27 protein-coding genes and 1 pseudogene are annotated in these 25396 nt (G+C 67.7%); 12 read left to right on the top strand and 16 right to left on the bottom strand.

The features are described 5' to 3' along the window. From A5713_RS24770 to A5713_RS24755, 4 genes are all read left to right on the top strand, one after another. A partial coding sequence (locus tag A5713_RS24770; protein WP_156752016.1) for an MMPL family transporter occupies positions 1-303 on the top strand: 303 nt, incomplete at its 5' end. Continuing rightward, positions 300-779, top strand: a complete 480-nt coding sequence (locus A5713_RS24765) for a TspO/MBR family protein (protein WP_068098884.1) — start codon at positions 300-302, stop codon at positions 777-779. The genes A5713_RS24770 and A5713_RS24765, both read left to right, overlap by 4 nt. 15 nt (positions 780-794) lie before the next feature. Then, positions 795-2123, top strand: coding sequence for a deoxyribodipyrimidine photo-lyase (locus A5713_RS24760; RefSeq protein ID WP_068098882.1), 1329 nt, complete (start codon positions 795-797; stop codon positions 2121-2123). Positions 2124-2252: 129 nt separating this feature from the next. Then, positions 2253-2804 carry a DUF4333 domain-containing protein gene (locus A5713_RS24755; protein WP_068098876.1) on the top strand — a complete coding sequence of 184 codons (552 nt, stop codon included), beginning with the start codon at positions 2253-2255 and terminating at the stop codon, positions 2802-2804. A 60-nt stretch (positions 2805-2864) separates the two neighbouring features. Here A5713_RS24755 and A5713_RS24750 read toward each other — a convergent pair whose 3' ends face one another. Next, positions 2865-3602, bottom strand: a complete 738-nt coding sequence (locus A5713_RS24750) for an acyltransferase (RefSeq protein ID WP_067918432.1) — start codon at positions 3600-3602, stop codon at positions 2865-2867. Between the two features lie 72 nt (positions 3603-3674). Here A5713_RS24750 and A5713_RS24745 point away from each other — a divergent pair, with 72 nt between their 5' ends. From A5713_RS24745 to A5713_RS29775, 3 genes and pseudogenes are all read left to right on the top strand, one after another. After that, the gene (locus A5713_RS24745) at positions 3675-5033 is read left to right on the top strand and encodes a PQQ-binding-like beta-propeller repeat protein (protein ID WP_067918435.1); all 1359 of its coding nucleotides are present in this window, start codon (positions 3675-3677) and stop codon (positions 5031-5033) included. 14 nt (positions 5034-5047) lie between these two features. Then, on the top strand, positions 5048-5407 hold the full coding sequence (locus tag A5713_RS24740) for a hypothetical protein (RefSeq protein ID WP_231980660.1): 360 nt from the start codon (positions 5048-5050) through the stop codon (positions 5405-5407). Positions 5408-5527: 120 nt separating this feature from the next. Then, positions 5528-5749: pseudogene (locus A5713_RS29775) on the top strand (gamma-glutamyl-gamma-aminobutyrate hydrolase family protein); the annotation flags it as partial. On the opposite strand, the gene A5713_RS24735 reads toward A5713_RS29775, so the two are convergent. From A5713_RS24735 to ctaD, 8 genes are all read right to left on the bottom strand, one after another. Next, positions 5693-6376: an esterase gene (locus A5713_RS24735; RefSeq protein WP_068098874.1), complete on the bottom strand. Its 684-nt coding sequence runs from the start codon at positions 6374-6376 to the stop codon at positions 5693-5695. The pseudogene A5713_RS29775 and the gene A5713_RS24735 overlap by 57 nt on opposite strands. 70 nt (positions 6377-6446) lie before the next feature. Further along, positions 6447-7649, bottom strand: coding sequence for a class I SAM-dependent methyltransferase (locus A5713_RS24730; protein WP_197516473.1), 1203 nt, complete (start codon positions 7647-7649; stop codon positions 6447-6449). Beyond that, positions 7646-8620 carry a class I SAM-dependent methyltransferase gene (locus A5713_RS24725; RefSeq protein WP_068098872.1) on the bottom strand — a complete coding sequence of 325 codons (975 nt, stop codon included), beginning with the start codon at positions 8618-8620 and terminating at the stop codon, positions 7646-7648. Before A5713_RS24725 ends, A5713_RS24730 begins: the two co-directional genes overlap by 4 nt. 10 nt (positions 8621-8630) lie before the next feature. Further along, a complete protein-coding gene (locus A5713_RS24720) occupies positions 8631-9395 on the bottom strand; it encodes an enoyl-CoA hydratase (RefSeq protein WP_102419902.1) in 765 nt (254 codons plus the stop codon). Then, entirely contained in the window at positions 9392-10225 is an 834-nt protein-coding gene (locus tag A5713_RS24715; RefSeq protein ID WP_156752015.1) for an NUDIX domain-containing protein, read from the bottom strand. The genes A5713_RS24720 and A5713_RS24715 overlap by 4 nt, the downstream gene beginning before the upstream one ends. Then, complete coding sequence (locus tag A5713_RS24710; RefSeq protein ID WP_068098869.1) at positions 10222-11064, bottom strand: ABC transporter ATP-binding protein; 843 nt, start codon at positions 11062-11064, stop codon at positions 10222-10224. The genes A5713_RS24715 and A5713_RS24710 overlap by 4 nt, the downstream gene beginning before the upstream one ends. Positions 11065-11090: 26 nt before the next feature. Then, positions 11091-12326 carry a phosphoserine phosphatase SerB gene (serB, locus tag A5713_RS24705; RefSeq protein ID WP_067927623.1) on the bottom strand — a complete coding sequence of 412 codons (1236 nt, stop codon included), beginning with the start codon at positions 12324-12326 and terminating at the stop codon, positions 11091-11093. A 24-nt stretch (positions 12327-12350) separates the two neighbouring features. After that, on the bottom strand, positions 12351-14096 hold the full coding sequence (gene ctaD / locus A5713_RS24700; RefSeq protein WP_068098894.1) for a cytochrome c oxidase subunit I: 1746 nt from the start codon (positions 14094-14096) through the stop codon (positions 12351-12353). 176 nt (positions 14097-14272) lie between these two features. Between ctaD and A5713_RS24695 the strand changes: the two genes are divergently transcribed. Together A5713_RS24695 and A5713_RS24690 are read left to right on the top strand one after the other, a co-directional pair. Next, the gene (locus A5713_RS24695; RefSeq protein WP_068098868.1) at positions 14273-15376 is read left to right on the top strand and encodes an iron-siderophore ABC transporter substrate-binding protein; all 1104 of its coding nucleotides are present in this window, start codon (positions 14273-14275) and stop codon (positions 15374-15376) included. Between the two features lie 116 nt (positions 15377-15492). Continuing rightward, complete coding sequence (locus tag A5713_RS24690) at positions 15493-16533, top strand: NAD(P)-dependent alcohol dehydrogenase (protein ID WP_067919085.1); 1041 nt, start codon at positions 15493-15495, stop codon at positions 16531-16533. Here A5713_RS24690 and A5713_RS24685 read toward each other — a convergent pair. Continuing rightward, on the bottom strand, positions 16528-16911 hold the full coding sequence (locus tag A5713_RS24685; RefSeq protein ID WP_067919086.1) for a DUF3349 domain-containing protein: 384 nt from the start codon (positions 16909-16911) through the stop codon (positions 16528-16530). The genes A5713_RS24690 and A5713_RS24685 overlap by 6 nt on opposite strands. 198 nt (positions 16912-17109) lie before the next feature. Between A5713_RS24685 and A5713_RS24680 the strand changes: the two genes are divergently transcribed. Then, positions 17110-17679: a restriction endonuclease gene (locus A5713_RS24680; RefSeq protein WP_082973136.1), complete on the top strand. Its 570-nt coding sequence runs from the start codon at positions 17110-17112 to the stop codon at positions 17677-17679. Positions 17680-17749: 70 nt separating this feature from the next. Here the strand turns inward: A5713_RS24680 and nrdF are convergent, their stop codons facing one another. Next, complete coding sequence (gene nrdF, locus A5713_RS24675; RefSeq protein WP_197514482.1) at positions 17750-18724, bottom strand: class 1b ribonucleoside-diphosphate reductase subunit beta; 975 nt, start codon at positions 18722-18724, stop codon at positions 17750-17752. Positions 18725-18958: 234 nt separating this feature from the next. Between nrdF and A5713_RS24670 the strand changes: the two genes are divergently transcribed. Beyond that, entirely contained in the window at positions 18959-19402 is a 444-nt protein-coding gene (locus tag A5713_RS24670) for an SRPBCC family protein (protein ID WP_067918525.1), read from the top strand. Then, positions 19389-19946: a TetR/AcrR family transcriptional regulator gene (locus A5713_RS24665; RefSeq protein ID WP_068098866.1), complete on the top strand. Its 558-nt coding sequence runs from the start codon at positions 19389-19391 to the stop codon at positions 19944-19946. The genes A5713_RS24670 and A5713_RS24665 overlap by 14 nt, the downstream gene beginning before the upstream one ends. Here A5713_RS24665 and A5713_RS24660 read toward each other — a convergent pair. The 5 genes from A5713_RS24660 to nrdH all read right to left on the bottom strand — a co-directional run bounded on the left by A5713_RS24660 (position 19914) and on the right by nrdH (position 25299). Continuing rightward, on the bottom strand, positions 19914-21452 hold the full coding sequence (locus A5713_RS24660; RefSeq protein ID WP_068098864.1) for an NAD(P)/FAD-dependent oxidoreductase: 1539 nt from the start codon (positions 21450-21452) through the stop codon (positions 19914-19916). The genes A5713_RS24665 and A5713_RS24660 overlap by 33 nt on opposite strands. A gap of 105 nt (positions 21453-21557) precedes the next feature. Continuing rightward, a complete protein-coding gene (locus A5713_RS24655; protein WP_102419904.1) occupies positions 21558-22292 on the bottom strand; it encodes a TetR/AcrR family transcriptional regulator in 735 nt (244 codons plus the stop codon). A 79-nt stretch (positions 22293-22371) separates the two neighbouring features. After that, entirely contained in the window at positions 22372-24537 is a 2166-nt protein-coding gene (nrdE, locus tag A5713_RS24650) for a class 1b ribonucleoside-diphosphate reductase subunit alpha (RefSeq protein ID WP_068098863.1), read from the bottom strand. Continuing rightward, positions 24507-24986, bottom strand: a complete 480-nt coding sequence (gene nrdI / locus A5713_RS24645; RefSeq protein ID WP_068098892.1) for a class Ib ribonucleoside-diphosphate reductase assembly flavoprotein NrdI — start codon at positions 24984-24986, stop codon at positions 24507-24509. The genes nrdE and nrdI overlap by 31 nt, the downstream gene beginning before the upstream one ends. Positions 24987-25059: 73 nt before the next feature. Continuing rightward, the gene (gene nrdH / locus A5713_RS24640) at positions 25060-25299 is read right to left on the bottom strand and encodes a glutaredoxin-like protein NrdH (protein WP_067923756.1); all 240 of its coding nucleotides are present in this window, start codon (positions 25297-25299) and stop codon (positions 25060-25062) included. Positions 25300-25396: the final 97 nt, after the last annotated feature.

The following is a 25396-nucleotide window of genomic DNA, read 5'->3' as shown; positions in this document are numbered from 1 at the left end:
TCAACACGGCGCGGCGCACGCGCCGGTATGGTGGCCGCGGTGTCGGCCACCGGCGGCGTGATCACCAGCGCGGGAATCGTTTTGGCCGCCGTCTTCTGCGTGCTGGGCGTGTTGCCGTTGATCGTGCTGACCCAGCTGGGAATCATCGTCGGCCTCGGCATCCTGCTGGACACCTTCGTGGTCCGCACACTGGTCATTCCCGCGCTGTTCGCCCTCATCGGTGACCGCATCTGGTGGCCCACCACACCCGGGCCAGCCGAAAGTGTTGCAGTACAAGCCGAAAGAGAACGGAGCATCCCGTGAACAAGTCCACGTTGGCCGCCACCGGCCTCGCCGTCGCCGTCGCCGCCGGATCCGGCAGCATCGCGAGCGCCAAGGCCGTTCCCGCCTGGTACGCGCGGCTGCGCAAGCCGCCGTACCAGCCGCCCAACGCCGCCTTCCCGGTGGCGTGGACCACCCTCTACGGCGACATCGCGGTCACGTCCGCGGTGGCCATCGACCGCTTCCGCGCGGCCGGACAGCACGACCGGGCACGCCGCTACGCCGCCGCGCTCGGCGTGAATCTGATCCTCAACGCCGGCTGGAGTTGGCTGTTCTTCCGCTTCCACAAACTCGGCGCCTCGGCCATCGGTGCCGGCTTGCTCGCGGCCAGCAGCGCCGACCTCACGCGTCGCACCGCGCAAGCGGACCCGCGGGCCGCGCTGGCCCAGTCGGCCTACCCCATCTGGTGCTCCTTCGCCACCGTCCTGGCCACCCATGTTTGGCGCCTCAACCGCTGAGGAAACCCTCGGATCATGCCGGCCCTGTTGTGGTTTCGCCGCGACTTGCGGTTGAGCGACCATCCCGCGCTGAATGCCGCGGCCGACGACGGCGAGGTCCTCGCCTGTTTCGTGCTGGACCCGTCGCTCGAGGCCTCCGCCGGCCGGCGCCGCCTTCAGTTCCTGGGCGACTCGCTGCGACAGCTGCGGGACGACCTGGAGGGACGGCTACTGGTGACCCGAGGCGAGCCCGACAAGCTGATCCCGCGCATCGCGAACGAGATCGGCGCGTCGGCGGTGCACGTCTCCGAGGATTTCGCGCCGTACGGAAAGCGCCGTGACGAACGCGTCCGCGCCGCGCTGGGTTCGGTTCCCCTGGTGGCCACGGGTTCGCCGTACCTGGTCTCGCCGGGCCGGGTCACCAAGAAGGACGGCTCCCCCTACCAGGTGTTCACCCCGTTTCTGCGCCAGTGGCGCGAATCCGGCTGGCGCGCACCGGCTAAGTCGAACGCGAAGTCCGCACGGTGGCTGGATCCGGCGCAGCTGCGGACGAAGCGCGCCGAGATCCCCGATCCCGGTGCGCCGCTCGAACTCGCCGCCGGCGAGGCGGCAGCCCGAAAGCAGTGGAAGTCTTTCGTGGACAACGGGTTACAACACTACGACGAAGAACGCAATCGGCCGGACCTGCACGCCACCAGCCGGATGTCGGCGCACCTGAAGTTCGGCACCATCCATCCGCGCACCATGGTCGCCGACCTCGACCCGGGTCAGACCGGGGCCCAGGCATACCTGCGCGAGTTGGCGTTTCGCGACTTCTACGCCGACGTGCTGCATCACTGGCCGGCGAGCGCCTGGCGCAACTGGAACAGCCGGTTCGACGGCATCCGCACCGACACCGGGCCCGAGGCGAGACGCCGTTTCGAGTCGTGGAAGGCCGGTGAGACCGGTTACCCACTGGTCGACGCCGGAATGCGTCAACTGCGCGAGACCGGCTTCATGCACAACCGGGTGCGGATGATCGTCGCCTCGTTCTTGGTCAAAGACCTGCACCTGCCCTGGCAGTGGGGCGCAGAGTGGTTCTTGGACCAGCTGGTCGACGGCGACATGGCCAACAACCAGCACGGGTGGCAGTGGTGCGCGGGCTGTGGCACCGATGCCGCGCCGTACTTTCGGGTGTTCAATCCGACCACGCAGGGCGAGAAGTTCGACCCGTCCGGCGCGTACATCCGGCGATGGGTGCCCGAATTGCGCGCGGTAGACGACGCGCACCTGCGCAAGGGGGAACGGCCGGCCGGCTACCCCGCCCCGATCGTCGATCACGGCGCCGAGCGCGCCGAGGCGTTACGGCGCTACCAGAGCATCTGACCCGCGCACCGGCCCGGCTCAGCAACGAATTGTCGCCGGCGTGAATGTTTGCCCAATCGCCTACCGGGGCTGTCTGGGCATGCAATTATCAGCCGATTCAGGAGTTGTCACGCCGCTCGGGAGGCACCAATGGCACACATCCTCGCTCGGACCTTGCTGGCTTCCGGCGCCGCCGCCGGGTTGCTGGCCGGGGTCAACGCCTGTTCGTGCTCCGTCGGCTCGTCGCACGCGGTCAGCAAGAGCGACGTCGCCGGACAGATCACCTCGAAGATGACCGACGCCGCGGGCAACAAGCCCGAATCGGTGAACTGCCCGAACGACCTGCCGGCCAAGGTTGGCGCGCAACTCAATTGCGAGATGAAGGTCAAGAACCAGACCTTCAACGTCAACGTGACCGTGACCAGTGTCAACGGCAGCGACGTCAAATTCGACATGGTGGAGACGGTCGACAAGAACCAGGTGGCCAGCATCATCAGCGACAAGCTGACCCAGCAGGTGGGCAGGAAGCCGGATGCGGTGACCTGCCCCGACAACCTGAAGGGGACTCAGGGCGCGACGCTACGGTGCCAACTGGTCGACGGCACCGACAAGTACGGTGTTGCGGTGACCGTTACCAGCGTCGACGCCGGCGACGTCAACTTCGACTACAAGGTCGACGACCACCCCGAACCGCCGAGTTAGCGGGGTCGCGAGCGCGGCGAAGCCGGGCACCGCGCGTCACCGCCATCTGCCCGGTACTACCTAGCGGGCGGCCTTCTTGCGTTCGATGTCGGCCAGGGCGGCGGCGAGTTCCGCCCGCTGGGCGGCCGAGCTCTCCCACGCGAGCTGGCGGTTCTTGACCACCTTGGCCGGCGCGCCGACCGCGATCGAGTAATCGGGGATCACACCGCGGACCACCGCGTGCGACCCCAGCACGCAGCCCCGGCCGACGGCCGTGCCGCGCAGCACCGTCACCTTCACGCCGACCCAGGTGTCGGGGCCGATCCGCACCGGCGACTTGACGATGCCCTGGTCCTTGATGGGCAGGTTGATGTTGTCCATGCGGTGGTCGAAGTCGCAGACGTAGCACCAGTCGGCCATCAACACCGAATCGCCGAGCTCGACGTCGAGGTAGGCGTTGATGACGTTGTCGCGGCCCAGCACCACCTTGTCGCCGAACCGCAACGAGCCTTCGTGCGCACGGATGGTGTTCTTGTCGCCAATGTGCACCCACCGGCCGATCTCGAGCTGCGCCAGTTCGGGCGTCGCGTGGATCTCCACGTCCTTGCCCAGGAACACCATGCCGCGGGTGATGATGTGCGGGTTGGCGAGCTTGAACTTCAGCAGCCGCCAGTAGCGGACCAGGTACCAGGGCGTGTAGGCCCGGTTGCGCAGCACCCATTTCAGCGAGGCCAGCGTGAGGAATTTGGCCTGCCGTGGGTCCCGCAGGTTCGATCCACGCCAGCGGCGATGGACCGGGGCACCCCACATGCTCGTCATGGCCGGACAGCCTAGCGATCCGCCGCACGCAGATCTCCACGGGTTACCCTCACCTGTACTCGATCGCTGCCCATGCCGACGTCCACGGAAAGGATTTGGGGAACCCAAGTGCGTGCCCGACATGTCCCGCGTGGGCTTCGGCGTTGGTCATCCGCGCTGCTGGCGGCCGGGATCACGGTTGGACTCGGCGGATGCGCCAACACCGACTCGTGGGTGGAGGCCTCGCCCTCGGCCGGCTGGCCCGCGCAATACGGCGACGCCGCCAACAGCGGCTACACCGGCACCGCCGGCGCCACCAAGCTGTCGCTGCGGTGGACGCGCTCGGTCAAGGGCAGCCTGGCGGCCGGTCCGGCGCTGAGTGCGCGCGGTTATCTGGCCCTCAACGCGCAGACCCCGACCGGATGTTCGCTGATGGAATGGGAGAACGACGACAACGGCCGGCAGCGCTGGTGTGTGCGACTGTTCCAGGGTGGCGGCTTCGCGGGCCCGCTGTTCGACGGGTTCGACAACCTCTACGTCGGCCAGCCCGGCGCGTTCCTCTCGTTCCCGGTGACGCAGTGGACTCGCTGGCGGCAGCCTGTGATCGGAATGCCAAGCACGCCAAGGTTTCTCGGGCACGGGCAGGTGCTCGTGGTGACCCATCTGGGCCAGGTGCTGGTCTTCGAGGCCCACCGCGGCGCGGTGGTCGGCAGCCCGATGGATCTGGTGGACGGTGTCGATCCCACCGACGCGACCCGCGGGCTGGGCGATTGCGCGCCGGCTCGGCAGGGCTGCCCGGTCGCCGCCGCACCCGCGTTCTCGGCGGCCAGCCAGATGGCGGTGCTGGGTGTCTGGCAGCCGGACGCGCCCGCGGCGGGGCTGGTCGGGCTGAAATATCACCCCGGGCAGACGCCGCTGGTGTCCCGGGAGTGGACCAGCGACGCGGTCGCCGCGGGTGTCATCGCCAGCCCGGTGCTGTCCGCGGACGGGTCGACCGTCTACGTCAACGGCCGTGACCAACGACTGTGGGCACTGCATGCCGCCGACGGCAAAGTGAAGTGGTCGGCGCCGCTGGGGTTCCTGGCACAGACGCCGCCCGCGGTCACGCCCGCGGGCCTCGTCGTGTCCGGCGGTGGCCCCGACACCCGGTTGGTGGCCTTCAAGGATGCGGGCGATCACGCCGATCAGGCGTGGCGCCGCGATGACGTCGTCCCGTTGTCGTCGGCGAGTCTGGCCGGCACCGGGGTCGGCTACGCGGCAATCAACGCACCGGTCGCGAACGGCGCTCCCGGCCTGTCGCTACTGGTCTTCGATCCGGGTACCGGTCACACGCTGGGCAGCTACCCGCTTCCGGCGGCCACCGGCTACCCGCTGGGGGTTTCGGTGGGCGCCGACCGCCGCGTGGTGGCCGCGACGAGCGACGGCCAGGTGTACGGCTTCGCGCCGGCCTGACCCATAATCGTGGGGTGCCAACCGACGGCAACCGCGGCGACCAGGGAGGTGGGCCGGCCGGCCTCGCCGCGACCCTGATCCTGCTGGTCCTGCACGGGTGCTTGTTCGCCGCGACGTTCGGCTTGCTCGGCCTCCTCGTCATGACCACCGACCCGTGCGGCTCGGTGAGATGCGGCGACCCCGCCTGGGTCGGCCGGGCGATGACGTTGGCGACCTGGGGCGGCGGCGCCGTCCTGCTCCTCGACGCGGCGGTGTCGGTGTATCTCCTCGCGCATCGCAGGCGGGCCTTCTTCGTCCCGATCATCGGTTGTGTGGTCCACGCCGGGCTGGTGGCCGCGGCCGTGGCGATGGAGCTGCAGGCCGGTCCCGTCTAGGCCCTGATCGATGGTGGCGACCCGCTTCGCCCGGCTACGCCGCGCTTGCGATCGCCAACCCTGATCAATGGTGGCGACCCGCTTCGCCCGGCTACGCCGCGCTTGCGATCGCCAACCCTGATCAATGGTGGCGACCCGCTTCGCCCGGCTACGCCGCGCTTGCGATCGCCAACCCTGATCAATGGTGGCGACCCGCTTCGCCCGGCTACGCCGCGCTTGCGATCGCCAACCCTGATCAATGGTGGCGACCCGCTTCGCCCGGCTACGCCGCGCTTGCGATCGCCACTACACGGCCAGCGGCGGGATGGCGTTGCGGGGCACCTCGGCTTGCACCGGTCCGGCAAACGCCGGCAACATCTCGCCGGGCGCGAAGTAGAAGATCAGCTCGTCGTCGGTGATGGCGAAGTTCTGGTAGTGCGTCGGGTCGTGCCCGGCCGAGGGCAGAATGGCTGCGCCCAAAGGGGTTTGGCGTGCCAGGTCGCGCTGAACGATCGGGAAGATGCTGTCCAGCGGCGCGATGCCCGGCGCGAAGAGGTTATCGAAGGTGATGGCCTGCTTGGTCCCGAGGTTGTAGTTGAAGGCCTTGTACCAGATCGACGGGTGCGCTCCCCCGAGGTCCTGAAAGAACTTGAGCACCACGCTGCGGGTGTTGTGCGGCGGCTGACCGGAGGCGCGCTGCTCGGTCGTGGCCTCCAGTTGGTAGGGCTGATCGCGGGGCCCCGAACTCTGCGCGACGTTGACGAAGCCGTCCCGGTTTTGCGTGATGTAGTCGGTCAGCGCCTGCCCGTCGGGGTAGTCGGCGGGGAACGCCATGTTGAGCGTGTAGGTGGGGCCGGTGGCGCGGATGCGACACATCTGGCCGTCCTCGATGGTGCCGCCCAGGCCGGCACACGAGGGTGGCGCGGCGGCCGCCGGCCAGCCCAACAGGGCCGCCGATGCGAGCACCACGGCCGCTATCAGATAACGCATTCTTCGAATGTCCTTGCGGGATTAGGCGGCGCTGGCGCCTGAACTAGCGATCGCTCCAGCCTACCGGGCGCTATCGCGACGGCCGGCAAACGAACGCCGTCGCCCCTCCTGCGGCCCGCGACCCCAGGCGGGTGATGACCACCGTCAGGGGCCGGCCACCGCGTAGCCGCATCCGGCGGCGCAGCGCGTCGGGGTCCACCCGCACCCCGCGAACCAGGATCTCCAGCGCCCCACAATCGAGCGCCGACAACGCCCGGCGCAGCCGTCGCTCATCGAACGCCAGCCGCTCGAGCACCTCGAAGCCCCGGACCGCCGGCGGCAGCTCATCCCCCGACAGGTAGGCGATGTCGGGGTCGAGTTGCCACAACCCGTGCCGCGCGCCGTAGTGGCGCACCAGCCCGGCGCGGACCACCGCGCCGTCGGGGTCGACGAGCCATCGCCCGGCCGGGCGCACCGGGCAGTCGTCCGGGTCGCTGTCGGTGACCTGCTCGCCGCGATCCAGGATGCTGGCGCGCCGACGGATGCCGCGCTGCGCCAGTCCGGCGGACCACAGGCACGCTTCGCGCACCGAGCCGCGATAGGACGTCACCTCGATCTCGCCGGCGAAGCCGAGCCGGCCCACTTCGTCGAAATCTATTCCGGGAGAGCACTTTACGACGAGATCGCGGTCCTGATAGGTGTCGATCAGGGCGCCCAGGCCGGGCCGGTAGTCCTCGATGCGGAAGCCGCGCCGCGCGCCGAGTCGGCGCGCCGGGTCCACCAGGACCGCGACATCACGGGTCACCGGAGCCAGCGCGTCGGCGCGGCACAGCACGGCCGCCTCCCCCAGGTTGTGCCGGGCGATGGCCAGCCGCACCGAATCGAGGTCGCTGCCGACCGCGCGGACGCCCGCTCCGCGCAACGCGGCCAACTCGGTGCCGATCGAACAGGTGGCGTCGTGCACGACGACCCCCGCCTCGGCCAGCCGCGTGGCCCGATGCACGGCCACCGGGGCCGCGGTGGCCTGCTGCAGCGCCTCGTCGGTGAACAGCCAGTTCGACACCGGCACTTCGGCGCCCAGACCGCACAGTTTCTCGGCGGCGCGGCGGCGCAGCAGCGTCGTCTCCACCAACACCGGCGCCCGGTCGCCGAACCGGGCGCGCGCCGTGGCGATGTCGGCGACCCGGCTAGCGTCGGTCAGCTCGAGTTCGGCGACCGCGGCCAACGCCGCGGCGCCCGACTCCGACCGCAGATAACGGACGTCCTCGACGCCGAACGTGAGGCCCTCGGTCAGGAGGGTTTGACCCCGGTGATCATCACGTTGTAAAACCAGCCCTTCGGCGCCACGTGCCGCATGACGTTGGCGTCCAGCCAGCTCAACGTCTTCCAGCTGTTGAACGCGAACTTGGCCCAGCCCCAACCCAATCGGCCCGGCGGCACCGCGCATTCGAACGTGCGCAACGGCCAGCCCAGCATCGCGGCGGTGAATTCCACGGTCGCAGTTTGCACCTCGGTCGCGCCGGCATTGCCCGCCAACCGCTCCAGGTCGCCCGGCGTGAAGGTGTGCAGGTCGACGACGGCCTCCAGCGCCGCGGCGCGGGAGGATTCGTCGAGCTCGGCCTGCGGCCGCCGCCAGCCCTGCAGGCCGGGCAGCTTGGTGACGTTGGTCGCCAGGCGCCAGGTCAAGGTGGACAACGTGCGGGCGTAGGTGTCGCCGACGGTGGTCGGCTCGCCGGCGAACACGAACCGGCCGCCCGGCCGCAGCACCCGGACGACCTCCCGCAGCGCCAGCTCGACGTCGGGGATGTGGTGGAGCACGGCATGCCCGACGACCAGGTCGAAGGTGTTGTCCTCGTAGGGGATTCCCTCGGCATCGGCGACCCGTCCGTCGATGTCCAGCCCCAGCGACTGCCCGTTGCGGGTGGCGACCTTGACCATCCCGGGCGAGAGGTCGGTGACCGACCCGCGCCGGGCCACCCCGGACTGGATCAGGTTGAGCAGGAAAAACCCGGTGCCGCAGCCCAATTCGAGGGCGCGATCGTAGGGCAGCTCGCGCTGCACCGGGTCGGGGACGATCGCGTCGAAGCAGTCCCTGGCGTAGTCCACGCAGCGCTGGTCGTAGGAGATCGACCACTTCTCGTCGTAGGACTCGGCCTCCCAGTCGTGGTAAAGCACCTGGGCCAGCTTGCTGTCGTGGCGGGCGGCCTCCACCTGCTCGGCCGTGGCATGCGGGTTGGGAACGGCATCGGTCGAACTCGTCGTCATGCAGGGCAGCCTAACGGGCGCCGGATTCCGAGTCCTCGTCGCCGGTCTGACCAGCGGCGAACACGTCGATGTAGCGGCGCCGCTCTGCGGCGCCCCGATCGGCCGGGCCCAGGTCGAACACGTCGTTGATGCCGGCCTTGGCGGCGGCCAGCGCGCGCCGCGGGCCGTCGAGGAAGCGGCGCGCCCACCCCGCGGCGGCGTCGTACACGTCGTCGGGGGCCACCATCTCGTCGATCAGGCCCAGCGTCAGCGCCTCCTCGGCGTCGAAGAACCGGCCGCTGAACACCAGTTCCTTCGCCCGGCTCGCCCCGGCCGCGCGGGTCAGGCGGGCCATGCCGTCGCCGCCGGGGATCAGGCCCGCCAGGATCTCCGTCGCGCCGAACTTCACGTTGTCACCGCTGACGCGCCAATCGGCGGCCAGGGCCAGCGTCAGCCCGGCGCCCAGCGCGTATCCGGTGATCGCGGCCACCGTCGGCTTGGGGATGCCGGCCACCGCCTCAATGGCCTGTTGCCGTGCCCGGGCCGCCGTCTCGGCCTCCGGTGCCGTCAACGTCCGCAGCTCGGGCATGTCGTCGCCGGCCGAGAAGATCTCGTGGCCACCGAACAGGATGACCGCGGACACGTCGTCGCGCTCCCCGAGTTCGGCGGCCGCCGCCACGATCTCCCGGTAGACCTGGCGGGTCATCGCGTTGGTCGGCGGGCGCGACAGCAGCAGCATGGCCAGCCCGGCATCCTGCGAGCCGTCGCTGACCACCGTGCTGACGAACTCGCTCAATGCCGCCATCCCATCCCGCCGGCCTCGCGTGCGCGGTGGTAGCGGTCGGAGTCGAAGAACTCGAACACCCAGTTGTCGCCCTGGATCTCCAGGTGCGGCTGCACGGTCACGATCTGCCGCTCGACGGCCAGCACGTCCGCGACGGTCCGCCCGGCCAGCGAATCCAGCTGCGTCCACGTCGGCGGCAACAGGAAGCAGCGCCCGGCGGAGAAGTCGTCGATGGCGGCCTGCGGCGTCGTCCAGCCGACATGGTCGGATTCGGTGTTCTCGCCGTCGGCCCGCTGCCCCTCCGGCAAGGCCCCCACGAAGAAGTAGGTGTCGTAGCGGCGGGTGCGCTCGGCTTCCGGCGTGACCCAGTTGGCCCAGGGCCGCAGCAGGTCGGAGCGCAGTTCCAGGTTCTCGCGGCGCAGGAAGTCCGCGAACGACAGCGTGCTGTCGGCGAGCGCGCGGCGGGCGTCGGCGTACACCGAGGCGTCGCCGACGATACTGTTCGGTGCCGAAACGGCCTGGCCGGCCGGCCCGGCGAACAGCACCCCCGACTCCTCGAACGTCTCCCTTGCCGCGGCGCACACCAGCGCCTCGGCCAGGTCGGGCTCGATGCCGAACCGCTGCGCCCACCACTGCGGCGGCGGGCCGGCCCACGCGATATCGGCGTTGCGGTCGCGGTCGTCCACGCCGCCGCCGGGAAACACCATGGTTCCCGCGGCGAACTCCATCTTGGCGTGCCGCCGCATCAGGAAGACGGCGATCCCGCCCGGGTCGTCGCGAACCAACATCACGGTCGCCGCCGGGCGCGGGATCAGCGGTGGGGGTTCGGTCGATGACGTCACAGTTGCCTCCGGTGGGCTGCGCGGGTACGGACGCGGCGGGCGAAATAACGCCCGTCGACGACGTCGAGGGCGATCGCCTGCCCGAACGCGGTGGACAGGTTCTCGGCGGTCAGCACGTCGGTCAGCAATCCCGCGGCCACCACTTTTCCTTCGGACAGCAGCATGCAGTGGCTGAAGCCCGGCGGGATCTCCTCGACGTGGTGGGTGACCAGCACCAGCGCGGGGGCGTCCGGGTCGCCCGCGAGGTCGGCCAGCCGCGCCACCAGCTCCTCCCGGCCGCCCAGGTCGAGGCCGGCGGCGGGTTCGTCGAGCAGCAGCAGCTCCGGATCGGTCATCAGGGCGCGGGCGATCAACACCCGCTTGCGCTCGCCTTCCGACAGGGTTCCGTAGCGACGGTCCGCGAGGTGCTCGGCGCCGAGGCTCTCCAGCATGTCGATGGCACGGCGGTAATCGACGTCCTCGTAACGCTCCCGCCACCGGCCCAGCACCGCGTAGCCGGCCGAGACGACCAGGTCGCGCACCACCTCGTCGGTGGGCACGCGCTGCGCCAGGGCCGACGAACTCAAGCCGATCCGGGAGCGCAACTCCGAGACGTCGACCCGGCCCAGCCGCTCCCCGAGCACGAACGCCACGCCCGACGAGGGGTGCTCGGCCGCCGCGGCCATCCGCAGCAACGACGTCTTGCCGGCACCGTTGGGGCCGACGATGACCCAGCGTTCGTCGAGCTCGACCTGCCAGTCCACCGGCCCGACGAGGACATGTCCGTCCCGCAGCAGTGAGACGTCGCGGAAGTCGATCAGCAGATCGGGGTCGGCTGCCTCCGTACCGATTTCGGGCACTCGACCATCGTGCCGTACCGCGGCCGCTACGCGTCGGGCGGGATCTCCACGCGGCGCACCTCGCCGTCCACCGCGTCGGCGGCCTCGATTTCGCCGCGGGTCACGCCCAGCAGAAACAGCACCGTGTCCAGGTAGGGGTGGCTCAGCGAGGCGTCGGCCACCTCCCGTAGGGCCGGCTTGGCGTTGAACGCCACCCCGAGCCCGGCCGCGGCCAGCATGTCGATGTCGTTGGCTCCGTCGCCGACGGCGACGGTCTGCGCCATCGGCACCCCGGCCCGCTCCGCGAAGTCCCGCAGCGCCGTGGCCTTGCCGGCGCGGTCGACGATCGGGCCGAGGACCCGCCCGGTGAGTTTGCCGTCGACGATCTCCAGGTCGTTGGCGGCGACGTAGTCCAACATCAGCTCCTCGGCCAACGGCTCGATGATCCCGCGGAAGCCGCCGGAAACCACACCGCAGTGAAAACCCAAGCGGCGCAACGTCCGCAGCGTGGTCCGGGCCCCGGGCATGAGCTCGAGCTGAGCGGCGACCTCGTCGATCACGGAGGCGGGCAGACCCGCCAGGGTGGCCACCCGCTGTTCGAGCGACTGCGCGAAATCCAGCTCGCCCCGCATGGCGGCCTCGGTGATGGCGGCGACCTTGCCCTCGGCACCCGCCCGGGCGGCCAGCATCTCGATGACCTCGCCCTGCACCAGCGTCGAGTCCACGTCGAATACGATCAGCCGCTTGGCCCGCCGCTCCAGGGTGTAGTCCTCGACCGCCACGTCGACGCGTTCCTCGGCCGACACCTGGTTCAGGGTGGTCCGCAGCGCGGCGTCCGACCCCGGCGGCACCGAGACGCGCAGCTCCAGACCGGTCACCGGGTAGTCGGAGACACCGCGGATGAGGTCGATGTTGACGCCTAGGCCGGCCACCGCCCGGGCCACCGCGCCGAACGCGCCAGCGGTGATGGGCCGGCCCAGCACGAAGATGGTGTGGGTGGAGGGATCTCGAATGATCGGAACGTCGTCGCTGCGCTCGATGCTGACGTCCAGCCCCACCCGGCGGATGGCCGATTCGACGTCACGGCGCAACTCGTCGCCGTCGGCGACGTCCGCCGGGCAGCACACCAGCACACCGAGCGTCAGGCGGTGCCGAATCACCACCTGTTCGACGTTGAGCAGCTCGACGCCGTGTGGGGAGAGCGCCTCGAAAAGGGCCGACGTGACGCCCGGTTGGTCCACTCCGGTGACGGTGATCAGCACCGACACCTTCGGTGTGCTCACTCGCGATAGCCGCCGATCAGGCCATCAGCTGCGAACCTGGACGTCGTCCAGCCTGGTGACGTCCTTGTCCGACGGCCCGTGTGCCCGGCCCACGTGCGCCTCGGCACGCAGCCGCTCCACCATGTGCGGGTAGTGCAGCTCGAAAGCCGGGCGCTCCGAACGGATCCGGGGCAGCTCGGTGAAGTTGTGCCGCGGCGGCGGGCAACTGGTCGCCCACTCCAGCGAGTTGCCGTAGCCCCACGGGTCGTCGACGGTCACGACCTCGCCGTAGCGCCAGCTCTTGAAGACGTTCCAGACGAACGGGAACATCGACACACCCAGGATGAAGGCGCCGACCGTGGACACGATGTTGAGCCCCTGGAAGCCGTCGCTGGCCAGGTAGTCGGCGTAGCGGCGCGGCATACCCATGTCACCCAGCCAGTGCTGCACCAGGAACGTGGTGTGGAAGCCGATGAAGGTCAGCCAGAAGTGCAGCTTGCCCAGCCGCTCGTCGAGCAACCGGCCGGTCATCTTCGGGAACCAGAAGTAGACGCCCGCGTAGGTGGCGAACACGATGGTGCCGAAGAGGACGTAGTGGAAGTGCGCCACCACGAAGTAGGTGTCGGTGACGTGGAAGTCCAGCGGCGGGCTGGCCAGCATGACCCCGGTCAGACCACCGAGCAGGAAGGTCACCAGGAAGCCCACGGAGAACAGCATCGGGGTCTCGAAGGTGAGTTGCCCCTTCCACATGGTGCCGATCCAGTTGAAGAACTTGATCCCCGTCGGCACCGCGATCAGATACGTCATGAACGAGAAGAACGGCAGCAGAACGGCTCCGGTGGCGAACATGTGGTGCGCCCACACCGCGACCGACAGCGCGGCGATCGACAGCGTCGCGTACACCAGGGTGGTGTAACCGAAGACCGGCTTGCGGGCGAACACCGGGATGATCTCGGTGACGATCCCGAAGAACGGCAGCGCGATGATATACACCTCGGGGTGGCCGAAGAACCAGAACAGGTGCTGCCACAACAGGACCCCACCGTTGGCGGCGTCGTACACGTGGGCGCCCAGATGCCGGTCGGCGGCCAGCCCGAACAGCGCGGCGGTCAGGATCGGGAACGCGATCAGGATCAGGATCGACGTCACCATGATGTTCCAGGTGAAGATCGGCATCCGGAACATCGTCATGCCGGGCGCGCGCATGCACACCACCGTCGTGATCATGTTGACCGCACCGAGGATGGTGCCCAGACCCGCGACGATCAGGCCGGTGATCCACAGGTCTCCGCCGGCGCCGGGCGAGTGGACGGCGTCGGACAGCGGCGTGTAGGCCGTCCAGCCGAAGTCCGCGGCCCCACCCGGGACGATGAACCCGGCCGCGGCCGTCAGACCGCCGAAGAGGAAGAGCCAGAACGAGAAGGCGTTCAGCCGCGGGAAGGCCACGTCCGGCGCGCCGATCTGCAGCGGCAGCACCAGGTTGGCGAACCCGAACACGACCGGCGTCGCGTACAGCAACAGCATGATCGTGCCGTGCATGGTGAACAGCTGGTTGTACTGCTCGTTCGACAGGAACTGCAGCCCCGGCGCCGCGAGCTCGGTGCGCATCAACAGGGCCATCAGTCCGCCGATGAAGAAGAAGACGAAGCAGGTGACCGTGTACATGATGCCGATCATCTTGTGATCGGTGGTCGTGATCAGTTTGTAGACGAGGTTCCCTTTGGGACCGGTCCGGTCCGGGTACGGACGAACGGCCTCGAGTTCTCCCAAGGGGGGCGCTTCGGCTGTCAACAGCTTCTCCAAACATCCGGATAGGACAGGGGCCCAAAACAGAGCTGACACGAATACTAACCGTCGATCCTGCCGACGTCAGGGCTGGTCCTACAAACTGTCGTAATCGGCTCGGCACCGCGGCGTGTCGTTTCGGCGTGCCTGGCACGGGGCCGGCAGGTGTTAGCGTTCGACGCGTGCTTTCCGGCGTGACCCGACCCGCGTTCCTGCGCGCGGCCGCCGCGCTGGCGGCCGCGGTCGCCGTCACGTGCAGCGGCTGCGGATCCGGCAAGCCGGGCACCAAGACGAGCCCCTCGCTGGTGACGCCGACCACCCAGATCGCGGGCGCCGGCGTGCTCGGGAACGACCGCCGCCCGGACGAGTCGTGTGCGCGCGACGCCGCGGCGGCCGATCCGGGACCGAACACGCGGCAGGCGCACAACGCGGCCGGCGTCACCCCGGACGTGGTGCAGGTGCCCGCCGAGCCGCAGCGGATCGTGGTGCTGTCCGGCGATCAGCTGGACGCGCTGTGCGCGCTCGGCCTGCAATCGCGGGTGGTCGCGGCGGCCTTGCCGGACGGGTCGTCCGGCCAGCCGGCCTACCTGGGCAGCGCGGTGCACGGCGTGCCAGGCGTCGGGAGCCGCAGCAACCCCGACCTGGCCGCGATCGCGGCGGCCCACCCGGACCTCATCCTGGGATCGCAGGGCTTGACGCCCAAGCTGTATCCGCAGCTGGCCGCGATCGCACCGACGGTGTTCACCGCGGCGCCCGGCGCGGCCTGGGAGGACAACCTGCGGGGCGTGGGCGGCGCGGCGGCGCGCGGTGGCGCGATGGACGCGCTGCTCAGGGGCTTTTCCCAGCGGGCCGGCGACGTCGGCGCTCGGCATGACGCGTCCCACTTCCAGGCGTCCATCGTGCAGTTCACCACCGACACCATCCGGGTCTACGGCACCAACAACTTCCCGGCCAGCGTGCTCGGCGCCGTCGGCGTCGACCGGCCGGCGTCGCAGCGGTTCACCGACAAGCCGTACATCGAGATCCGCGCGACCGACGACGACCTGGCCAAGAGCCCGGACCTGTCCGCCGCCGACGCCGACGTCGTCTACGTGTCGTGTGCGTCACCGGCGGCCGCCCAGCGCGCCGCGACGGTGCTGGACAGCAACCCGTGGCGCAAGCTGTCCGCGAACCACGACAACCGCGTCTACATCGTCAACGACGAGGTGTGGCAGACCGGCGAGGGCCTGATCGCGGCCCGCGGGATCGTCGACGACCTGCGCCTGGTGAACGCCCCGATCAATTAGCAACTCGGCGGGCGGTCACCCGCCGTCCTAAGGTGATGACGAGTGGCCACCGCTGGCCCGGGAACATTACCTTAGCTAAACTTTTGACGACGCGACCACATCGAAGAGGGATATACATGAGCACTGTTTCGGCCTATGCCGCCACGTCGGCAACCGAACCGTTGACCAAGACCACCATCGAGCGCCGTGAGCCCGGCCCGCACGACGTGGCGATCGACATCAAGTTCGCCGGGATCTGCCACTCCGACATCCACACCGTCAAGGCCGAGTGGGGCACGCCGAATTACCCGGTGGTGCCCGGCCATGAGATCGCAGGCGTGGTGAGCGAGGTCGGTTCCGCGGTCACCAAGTACAAGGTCGGCGACCACGTCGGCGTGGGCTGCATGGTGAACTCCTGCGGTCAGTGCAGCAGTTGCAAGGCCGGGCTCGAGCAGTACTGCAAGCCCGGTGCGACCTTCACCTACAACTCCATCGACAAAGACGGCACGTCGACCCAGGGCGGCTACAGCCAGGCGGTCGTCGTCGACGAGAACTTCGTCGTGCGCATCCCCGACTCGCTGCCGCTGGACAAGGCGGCGCCGCTGCTGTGCGCGGGCATCACGCTGTTCTCGCCGCTGCGGCACTGGAACGCCGGCGAGGGCACCCGGCTGGCGATCATCGGGCTGGGCGGCCTGGGGCACATGGGCGTCAAGCTGGGCGCGGCGATGGGCGCCGAGGTGACGGTGCTGTCGCAGTCGCTGAAGAAGATGGAGGACGGGCTGCGCCTGGGCGCGAGCCACTACTACGCCACTTCCGACCCCGACACCTTCAAGAAGCTGCGTGGCAGCTTCGACCTGATCCTGAACACGGTCTCGGCGAACCTGAAACTGAACGACTACCTCAACCTGCTCGACGTCGACGGCACCCTGGTCGAATTGGGCATCCCGGAGCACCCCATGGAGGTCGGGGCGTTCCCGCTGGCGCTGGCGCGGCGCAGCCTCTCCGGGTCCAACATCGGCGGGATCGCCGAAACCCAGGAAATGCTGGACTTCTGCGCCGAGCACGACGTGACGCCCGAAATCGAGCTGATCGAGCCGGATTACATCAACGAGGCCTACGAGCGGGTCCTGGCGAGCGACGTCCGCTACCGCTTCGTCATCGACATCTCGAAGCTATGAGGCGACCTCTGACGGTTCTTCGGGTGCGCAGTGACGGGCAACCCGCTCGGCCGCCTCGGCGTGCTCGTCGTCGGGTACCACCTCGCTGACGTCGATGCCGGCCAACGGCCAGCCGGCCGCGGCCAGCGTGGTGGCCACCCGGATGATGTTTTCCTTGCCGGCATCGAATTGCGTCATGTCGGAGATGAATTCGGCGATCTCGTCGCGATCGATCGGGTGATCGATCGTCTCCGGAGACCCTTCCTTCGCGGTGATGTGGCGCACCACCTCGCGGATCTGGTCTTCGGTCAGCGGTGTGCTGCGCAGCAAGGCCATCAACGGCACGCGGTCCGGACCGGGAACGCCGTTCGGGTAGCCGACCTGCAGCCACTGAATCACTGAGCGGCAGAAATGGTGGCGGTGATCCTTCTCAGGGGAGGCGGGTTTCGTCACCAGAACAGTGTCGGGCAGCCGCATCACGCGCGCTAGCGAGGCGTCGCTGGAACCCCACAATTCACATGCCGTTCATTGCCTGAACATGTGCGGCGCTTGCGCTTAATGGCCCGATTTGTCGTCGGCGATCCCTACCATCGAGGCGTGCTGAAGGCGCTGGTGGTCATCCCGCTGGCCTGCGGGCTGTTGGTCGGCATCGTCGAGCACAGCGCGGGGATGGCGTCCGTGGCGTTCTACCTGATGGTGCTGCTCGAGGTGCTCGTCGGCTGGGCGACCAACCGCCGATGGCCGCGCGCGGGCCACGCCACGTTGGCCACCGTTGACGCCATGGACGGGGTCGCATTCGAGCGCTATGTCGCCGCGCGGCTGCGCCGCGCCGGTTGGCGGGTGACGTTCACCCCGCCGGTCGGGGACTACGGCGTGGACCTGATCGCCGAGAAGGACGGCCACTTGGTCGCGGTCCAGTGCAAGCGTTACGGCCAATCGGTGGGCGTGGCGGCCGTGCAGCAGGTGGTATCCGGCGCTCGCCACCACGGGTGCACCAGGAGCATCGTGGTGACCAATCGCGAATTCACAAGGGCAGCAAAGCAATTGGCGCACACCCACGGCTGTCAGTTGATCGGCCGGAAAGTCCTGCAAGGTTGGGTGCCACCACCCGCGGGCAGCACCAAAGATCCTGCGGGAAGAAAACCGGCGCAGCCGGTGTATGAATAGAAGATCGGGCCGGCCCCAGTCCCTCCCCCCCGACAGTGCGGCCGGCCCGATTCTCAATCCAGGTAGGGCTTCAGAAGTCCCAGTCCTCGTCCTCGGTGACGACGGCCTTGCCGATCACGTACGACGAGCCCGAGCCGGAGAAGAAGTCGTGGTTCTCGTCCGCGTTGGGTGACAGGGCCGACAGGATCGCCGGGTTGACGTCGGTCTCGTCGCGCGGGAACAACGCCTCGTAACCGAGGTTCATCAGCGCCTTGTTGGCGTTGTAGCGCAGGAACTTCTTGACGTCCTCGGTCAGCCCGACCTCGTCGTAGAGGTCCTGGGTGTACTCAACCTCGTTGTCGTAGAGCTCGAACAGCAGCTCATAGGTGTAGTCCTTGAGCTCGGCGCGCTTGGCCTCGTCGACCAGCGCCAGCCCACGCTGGTACTTGTAGCCGATGTAGTACCCATGCACGGCCTCGTCGCGGATGATCAGCCGGATCATGTCGGCGGTGTTGGTCAGCTTGGCCCGGCTCGACCAGTACATCGGCAGGTAGAAACCGGAGTAGAACAGGAAGCTTTCCAGCAGCGTGGAGGCCACCTTGCGCTTGAGCGGCTCGTCACCTTTGTAGTACTGCATGACGATCTCGGCCTTGCGCTGCAGGTTGGGGTTCTCCTCCGACCAGCGGAAGGCGTCGTCGATCTCGGCGGTGGAGCACAGGGTGGAGAAGATGTTGCTGTAGCTGCGCGCGTGCACCGACTCCATGAAGGCGATGTTGGTGTAGACGGCCTCCTCGTGCGGGGTCAGCGCATCGGGGATCAGGCTGACCGCCCCCACCGTGCCCTGGATGGTGTCCAGCAGCGTCAGCCCGGTGAACACCCGCATGGTCATCTGCTTCTCGTGAGCGGTCAACGTGCCCCACGACGGCAGGTCGTTGGACACCGGCACCTTCTCGGGCAGCCAGAAGTTTCCGGTCAGCCGGTCCCAGACCTCGGCGTCCTTGTCGTCCTGCAGCCGGTTCCAGTTGATCGCCGAAACGCGGTCAATCAGCTTCATGTTCTCGGTCACCAGAACCCCACCTCACCAGCCGTCTTTGGCTGACAGTTGCCTGCAGATCTTCAGGCTCCAAACACTACCCCTGGGGTACGACAACGGAGCGGAACACAAGACGTTGTGTTTGCGTGTCGCGACATACCCCGCGTTCACTTGCACTCCTTCGAGTATTACGCGCTCGCCGCGGCACGGTAGCGAAGTCTGGTCAGGCCCTATCCAACAACCACCACAGGATGTACCATTTGGTACATGATTACCGAAGACAGCGTTGAGATCGACGCGCCGCCGCAGCTGGTGTGGGATGTCTTCAGCGACGTGGAGCACTGGCCCGAATGGACCGCCTCGGTGACGTCGCTGGTCGGACGGGACGGCCCTGCGCTCGGGATCGGCAAGCGGTTCACCATCAAGCAGCCCGGCATGTCGAAGCTGGTCTGGAAGGTCACCGAGATCGACCCGGGTTCCTCGTGGACGTGGGTACAACGCTCCCCCGGCGTGAACGTCATCGCTCGCCACTATGTGACCGCCCGACCCGACGGCGGCACGCTCGTGCGCCAGCAACTGGATCAGCGCGGGATGCTCGGCGCACTGGTCGGGCGGCTGATGCTCAACAAGACCAAGCGATTCCTCAAAATCGAGGCCCAGGGACTCAAGGCCCGGTCTGAGCAGCTCAGCCGCGCCAATGACCCGAGCTGATTCCGAACGGCGCCGGCAGCTCCTCGACGCACTCGTCGACGAGTTCGCGGCGGGCGGCGTCGGCGACCGCTCCTTGCGTGAGGTGGCCGCGGCGGTCGGCTCCAGCCATCGAATGCTGTTGCACCACTTCGGATCTCGAGAGGGCCTGCTGCTTGCGGTGGTCGAAGAGGTCGAGCGCCGGCAGATGGACGTGCTGGCCGGCCTCCCCACGACGCCGGCGGAAGGTTTCGCCGCCATGTGGGCAGACGTCCGTCGACCCGAGCTCCGGCAGTGGGAACGCCTGTTCTTCGAGTGCTACGCCCGCGCGGCGCAGAGCGAAAAACCTTTCGCCGGTATGGTTCCCGGCGCCGTCGACAAGTGGCTCGCGGAGATCGAGGCCGTCACCGACGGTCCGGTCGACCCGGCCATGGCGAGGCTCGGGCTGGCCGTGATCCGCGGCCTGCTGCTGGACCTGGTGGCCACCGACGACGACGCGGGCGTCGACGCGGCCGCGCGGGCCTTCGTGAGCCTGCTAGGCGGTCGCGACCTCACGGCCGGCACGTGATCCCGCCCCGAAGAACTGATACTCCTCCGGCTTGATCGAGCGGGTGTCGCGCCAGTACTCCCAGGTGTAGCCACCCCACAGCACCGTGTTCTTGCCGTGCTCGTCGAGGTACCAGCTGCTGCATCCGCCGCTGTTCCACACCGAATGCCCCAGCCTGCGCTGCAACTCGTCGTTGAAGGCGTCCTGCGCGGCGCGCGTCGGCGCCAGCGCCGCCACGCCCCGCTTGTCGCAGGCCTTGATGGCGCTGGCGACGTAGCGAATCTGGGACTCGATCATGAAGACCACCGAGTTGTGGCCCAGGCCGGTGTTCGGCCCCAGCAGGAAGAACAGGTTGGGCATGTCGGCGACCGTGATGCCGCGGTGCGCGGCGATGCCCTCCCGGTTCCAGCGGTCCACCAGGTCCTCGCCGTTGTGCCCCTTGATCTGGACGTAGGTGTAGGAGTCGGTGACGTGGAATCCGGTGCCGTAGACGATCACGTCGACTTCGCGCTCTTTGCCGTCGGCGGTGACGATGCCGGTGGGCGTGATCCGCGCGATGTGGTCGGTGATCAGTTCGGTCTTCGGATCCGCGACCGCGGGATAGTAGGTCGAGGAGTTCAGGATTCGCTTACACCCGATCCGGTAGTGCGGGGTCAGCTTGCGACGCAGCTCGCGATCCTTGACCGATCGGCGAATGTTGTATTTGACGTAGGCCTCGATGAACTTCAAGGCGTTGGGGCGCTTGGTCATACCGACGGCCAGGGCCTCTTGACCCCAATAGATCACCGCACGCACCAGCGCCCGCAGGCCGGGGACGTTGGCCATCGCCCGCCGCAACGCCACGGGGATCTCGGGGTTGGAGCGCGGTACCACCCAGGGCGGAGTGCGTTGGTAGAGCTGCAGTTCGGCCACCTGCCCGACGATCTCCGGCACGATCTGGATGGCGCTGGCGCCGGTCCCGATCATCGCCACCCGCTTACCGGTCAGGTCGACGGTGTGATCCCATTCCGCGGAATGGAAAGCGGGACCGCGGAATTCGTCACGGCCCTCGATGTCGGGCATGGCCGGGATGTGCAGCGCGCCCGCGCCCGAGATCAGGAACTGCCCGACGAACTCGCGGCCGTCTTTGGTGAAGACGTGCCAGCGCTGCTCGTCGTCGTCCCAGTGGGCCCGATCGACGTGCGAATTGAACTGGATGTAGCGGCGCAACCCGTATTTCTCGGTGACTCCCTTCAGGTAGTCCCAGATCTCGGGCTGATAGGAGAACGGGTTGCGCCAGTCGGGCTTGGGCTCGAACGAGAACGAGTACAGGTGCGACGGGATGTCGCAGGCGCAGCCGGGATAGCTGTTGTCGCGCCACGTGCCGCCGACGTCGTCGAACTTCTCCAGGATGACGAAGTCCACGCCCTGTTGTTGCAGCTTGATCGCCATCCCCAGGCCGGAGAACCCGGTCCCGATGATGATGGCGCGCGTGTGGAGGGGCCGGTGCGCGGATACCGGTTCGGCTTGTGTCACAACGTCGGTCACGGTGTATCGATCTTCCTGTCGGTTTCCGCAAATACCCAGTACCCAGGGTATCGGATGGCACGAGTGTCGACGATCGCCGCAGCGATGTCAACGTGCCAAAAGTCCTCAGCTTGCCGCGGGGTTGCTGGGCACCACGCTATGAATCGGCTGGTCGGGGTCCATACGGATGCCGAGCGCCTCGGCGGTCCCGACGATCATCCCGACCATGATCGTCGTCAGGTGGGCGACGAACTGCTCGCGCGGCATGCGGCGCGGGCTGTCGGCGTCGGGCCCCAGCCACCATTCGGTGGCCGACGCCGCCGACCCGAAGGCCGCGTTCCCGGCCAGTTCGAATGCCGCATGGTCCAGTTCCATCTCGCGCAGCTCGTTGTCGAACATGTCGGCCACGGCCAGGGTGATCCCCCGGCCCTCGTTGAGGATCTGCGGGCTCGCCGCGGAGCGACCCTGGATGAAGACCCGCAGCACGTTGGGATGCTGGTCGACCAGGTTGACGTACTCCTCGACGGCGCGGCGGATGACCTCGCGGGAGGAGTCGGTCTTCAGGTCGATCGACGGGAAGATGGCCGCCCACAGCATGTCGCGCAGCCGTTCGCCGATGGCCTGGAACAGGTCGGCCTTGTCGTGGAAATGCCGGTAGATCTTCGGCTTGGCGGTGCCGGCCTCCTCGGCGATCTCCCGCACGCTCAACTCGGGGCCCAGACGGTCGATGGCGCGGAAGGCCGCGTCCACGATTTCGCCGCGCACCTTCTTGCGATGTTCACGCCACCGCTCGCTGCGCGCATCGACCTTGGCCCCTGGCGGCTTCACGCTGGGGTGGGGTGGTCGCGGAATTCTCACCACGTCATGCACCATACCCCTCCGGCGACCGTTTGAGCCGCTGACCTGGGCAGACTGCGCGCCAGGGGCCCCGGGCCGGCGTTCAGAGCATGCAGGACACGCAGCCCTCGACCTCGGTGCCCTCCAAAGCCATTTGCCGCAGCCGGATGTAGTAGAGCGTCTTGATGCCCTTGCGCCAGGCGTAGATCTGCGCCTTGTTCACGTCGCGGGTGGTGGCCGTGTCCTTGAAGAACAGCGTCAGGCTCAGTCCCTGGTCCACGTGCTGGGTGGCCGCGGCGTAGGTGTCGATGACCTTCTCGTAGCCGATCTCGTAGGCGTCCTGGAAGTACTCCAGGTTGTCGTTGGTCATGTAGGGCGCCGGGTAGTAGACGCGGCCGATCTTGCCTTCCTTGCGGATCTCGACCTTGCTGGCGATCGGGTGGATCGAGCTCGTCGAGTGGTTGATGTAGGAGATCGACCCGGTCGGCGGGACGGCCTGCAGGTTCTGGTTGTAGATGCCGTGCGCCTGCACCGACTCCTTCAACCGCTTCCAGTCGTCTTGCGTCGGAATCCGGATGCCGGCATCGGCGAAGAGCTGACGCACCTTGTCGGTCTGCGGCTCCCACGCCTGGTCGGTGTACTTGTCGAAGAACTCCCCCGAGGCGTACTTCGACCGCTCGAAACCGCCGAAGGCCCTGCCCCGTTCGATCGCGATGCGGTTGGACGCCCGCAGCGCGTGGTAGAGCACCGTGTAGAAGTAGATGTTGGTGAAGTCGATGCCCTCTTCGGAACCGTAGAAGATGCGCTCGCGCGCGAGGTAGCCGTGCAGGTTCATCTGCCCCAGGCCGATCGCGTGGGATTCGTTGTTGCCCTGCTCGATTGAAGGCACCGACGTGATGTGCGTCTGGTCGCTCACCGCGGTCAGCGCGCGGATGGCCACCTCGATGGTCTGCGCGAAGTCCGGCGAGTCCATCGCCTTGGCGATGTTCAACGAACCGAGGTTGCACGAAATGTCCTTGCCCACTTTGGCGTACGAGAGGTCGTCATTGAACAGCGACGGCGTCGACACCTGCAGGATCTCCGAGCACAGGTTCGAGTGCGTGATCTTGCCCTCGACCGGGTTGGCCCGGTTCACCGTGTCCTCGAACATGATGTAGGGATAGCCCGACTCGAACTGCAGCTCGGCCAGCGTCTGGAAGAACTCGCGCGCCTTGATCTTCGTCTTGCGGATGCGCGCGTCGTCGACCATCTCGTAGTACTTCTCGGTCACCGAGATGTCGGCGAACGGCAGGCCGTAGACGCGCTCGACGTCGTACGGCGAGAACAGGTACATGTCCTCGTTCTTCTTGGCCAGTTCGAAGGTGATGTCGGGGATCACCACGCCCAGGCTCAGCGTCTTGATCCGGATCTTCTCGTCGGCGTTCTCGCGCTTGGTGTCCAGGAAGCGGTAGATGTCGGGGTGGTGGGCGTGCAGGTACACCGCGCCGGCGCCCTGGCGCGCACCCAACTGGTTGGCGTAGGAGAACGAATCCTCGAGCAGCTTCATGATCGGGATGACGCCCGAGGACTGGTTCTCGATGTTCTTGATCGGCGCGCCGTGCTCGCGAATGTTGCTCAGCAGCAAGGCGACTCCCCCGCCGCGCTTGGACAGCTGCAGTGCGGAGTTGATCGATCGTCCGATCGACTCCATGTTGTCCTCGATGCGCAACAGGAAGCAGCTCACCGGCTCGCCGCGCTGCTTCTTGCCGGAGTTCAGAAACGTCGGGGTGGCCGGCTGGAAGCGGCCGTCGATGATCTCGTCGACCAGCTTCTCGGCCAGCCCGGTGTCGCCGGCCGCCAGGGTCAGCGCGACCATGACCACGCGGTCCTCGAAGCGCTCCAGGTAGCGCTTACCGTCGAACGTCTTCAGCGTGTAGGAGGTGTAGTACTTGAACGCGCCGAGGAACGTCGGGAACCGGAACTTCTTCGCATAGGCACGGTCCAGCAGCGACTTGACGAAGTTGCGCGCGTACTGGTCGAGAACCTCACGCTCGTAATAGTTCTCGCGGATCAGGTAGTCGATCTTCTCGTCCTGGTTGTGGAAGAAGACCGTGTTCTGGTTGACGTGCTGCAGGAAGTACTGGCGCGCCGCCAGCACGTCCTTGTCGAACTGGATCTTGCCGTCCGCGTCGTACAGATTGAGCATCGCGTTCAGCGCGTGGTAGTCCGTCTCACCGGGCAACGCGTGCGCGCCGGACGTTACAGGCTCTGCAGTGACGGTTGGTGGCACGTCTGTTCCTTCCAGAATTCTTCCAAGCCCGCACGGACGGCCTCCACGTCGTCCGGGGTGCCCATCAGTTCGAAGCGGTAAAGGTAAGGGACGCCGCATTTGCGGGAGATCACGTTGCCCGCGTAGGCGAATTCGGCGCCGAAGTTGTTGTTGCCCGCCGCGATCACGCCGCGGATCAACGACCGGTTGTGCTCGTTGTTCAGGAATGCGATGACCTGCTTGGGCACATAGCCACCGGCGTTGAGGTCAGGGGTGGCCCGGCCGCCGCCGTACGTGGGCACGATCAGCACGTAGGGCTCATCGACCTCGATGCGGCCGTGCAGCGGTATCCGCGTGGCGGGAACACCCAGCTTCTGCACGAAGCGGTGAGTGTTCTCCGACACGGAGGAGAAATAGACCAGTGGCGATCGCAAGCGCGGCGAAACCGGGCGAAGCGGGTCGCCACTCATCCAGCTTGGGCTGCGCTGCGTGATGTCCATAGCACCGCAACCTCCTTCTTACCTAACGTCTGCCGCTGACCACTCAGGCGCTGAGCGCCGCTTGCGCGAGGGCCTTGATGCGGTCCGGGCGAAACCCCGACCAGTGCTCGTTTTCGGCCACCACCACGGGTGCCTGCAGGTACCCCAGCGCCATCACGTAGTCGCGCGCCTCGTTATCCAGCGTGATGTCGACCTTCTCGTAGCCGATGCCCTGCTTGTCCAGGGCCTTGAACGTGGCGCTGCACTGCACGCATGCCGGCTTGGTGTACACGGTGATGCTCATAGAAGCCGCTCCTTTGCGGAAGGTGGGACTTGTTACGGACTGGCAACTACTCGGTACTACGTCTTCGCTGTGTTTCAGCGGCCCGCCAAGCCCCCAC

Source organism: Mycobacterium sp. E2497 (assembly GCF_001668695.1).
Taxonomy (GTDB): Bacteria; Actinomycetota; Actinomycetes; order Mycobacteriales; family Mycobacteriaceae; genus Mycobacterium.
Note: the sequence above shows the minus strand (reverse complement) of the source record. Positions and strands in the feature narration are given on the sequence as shown.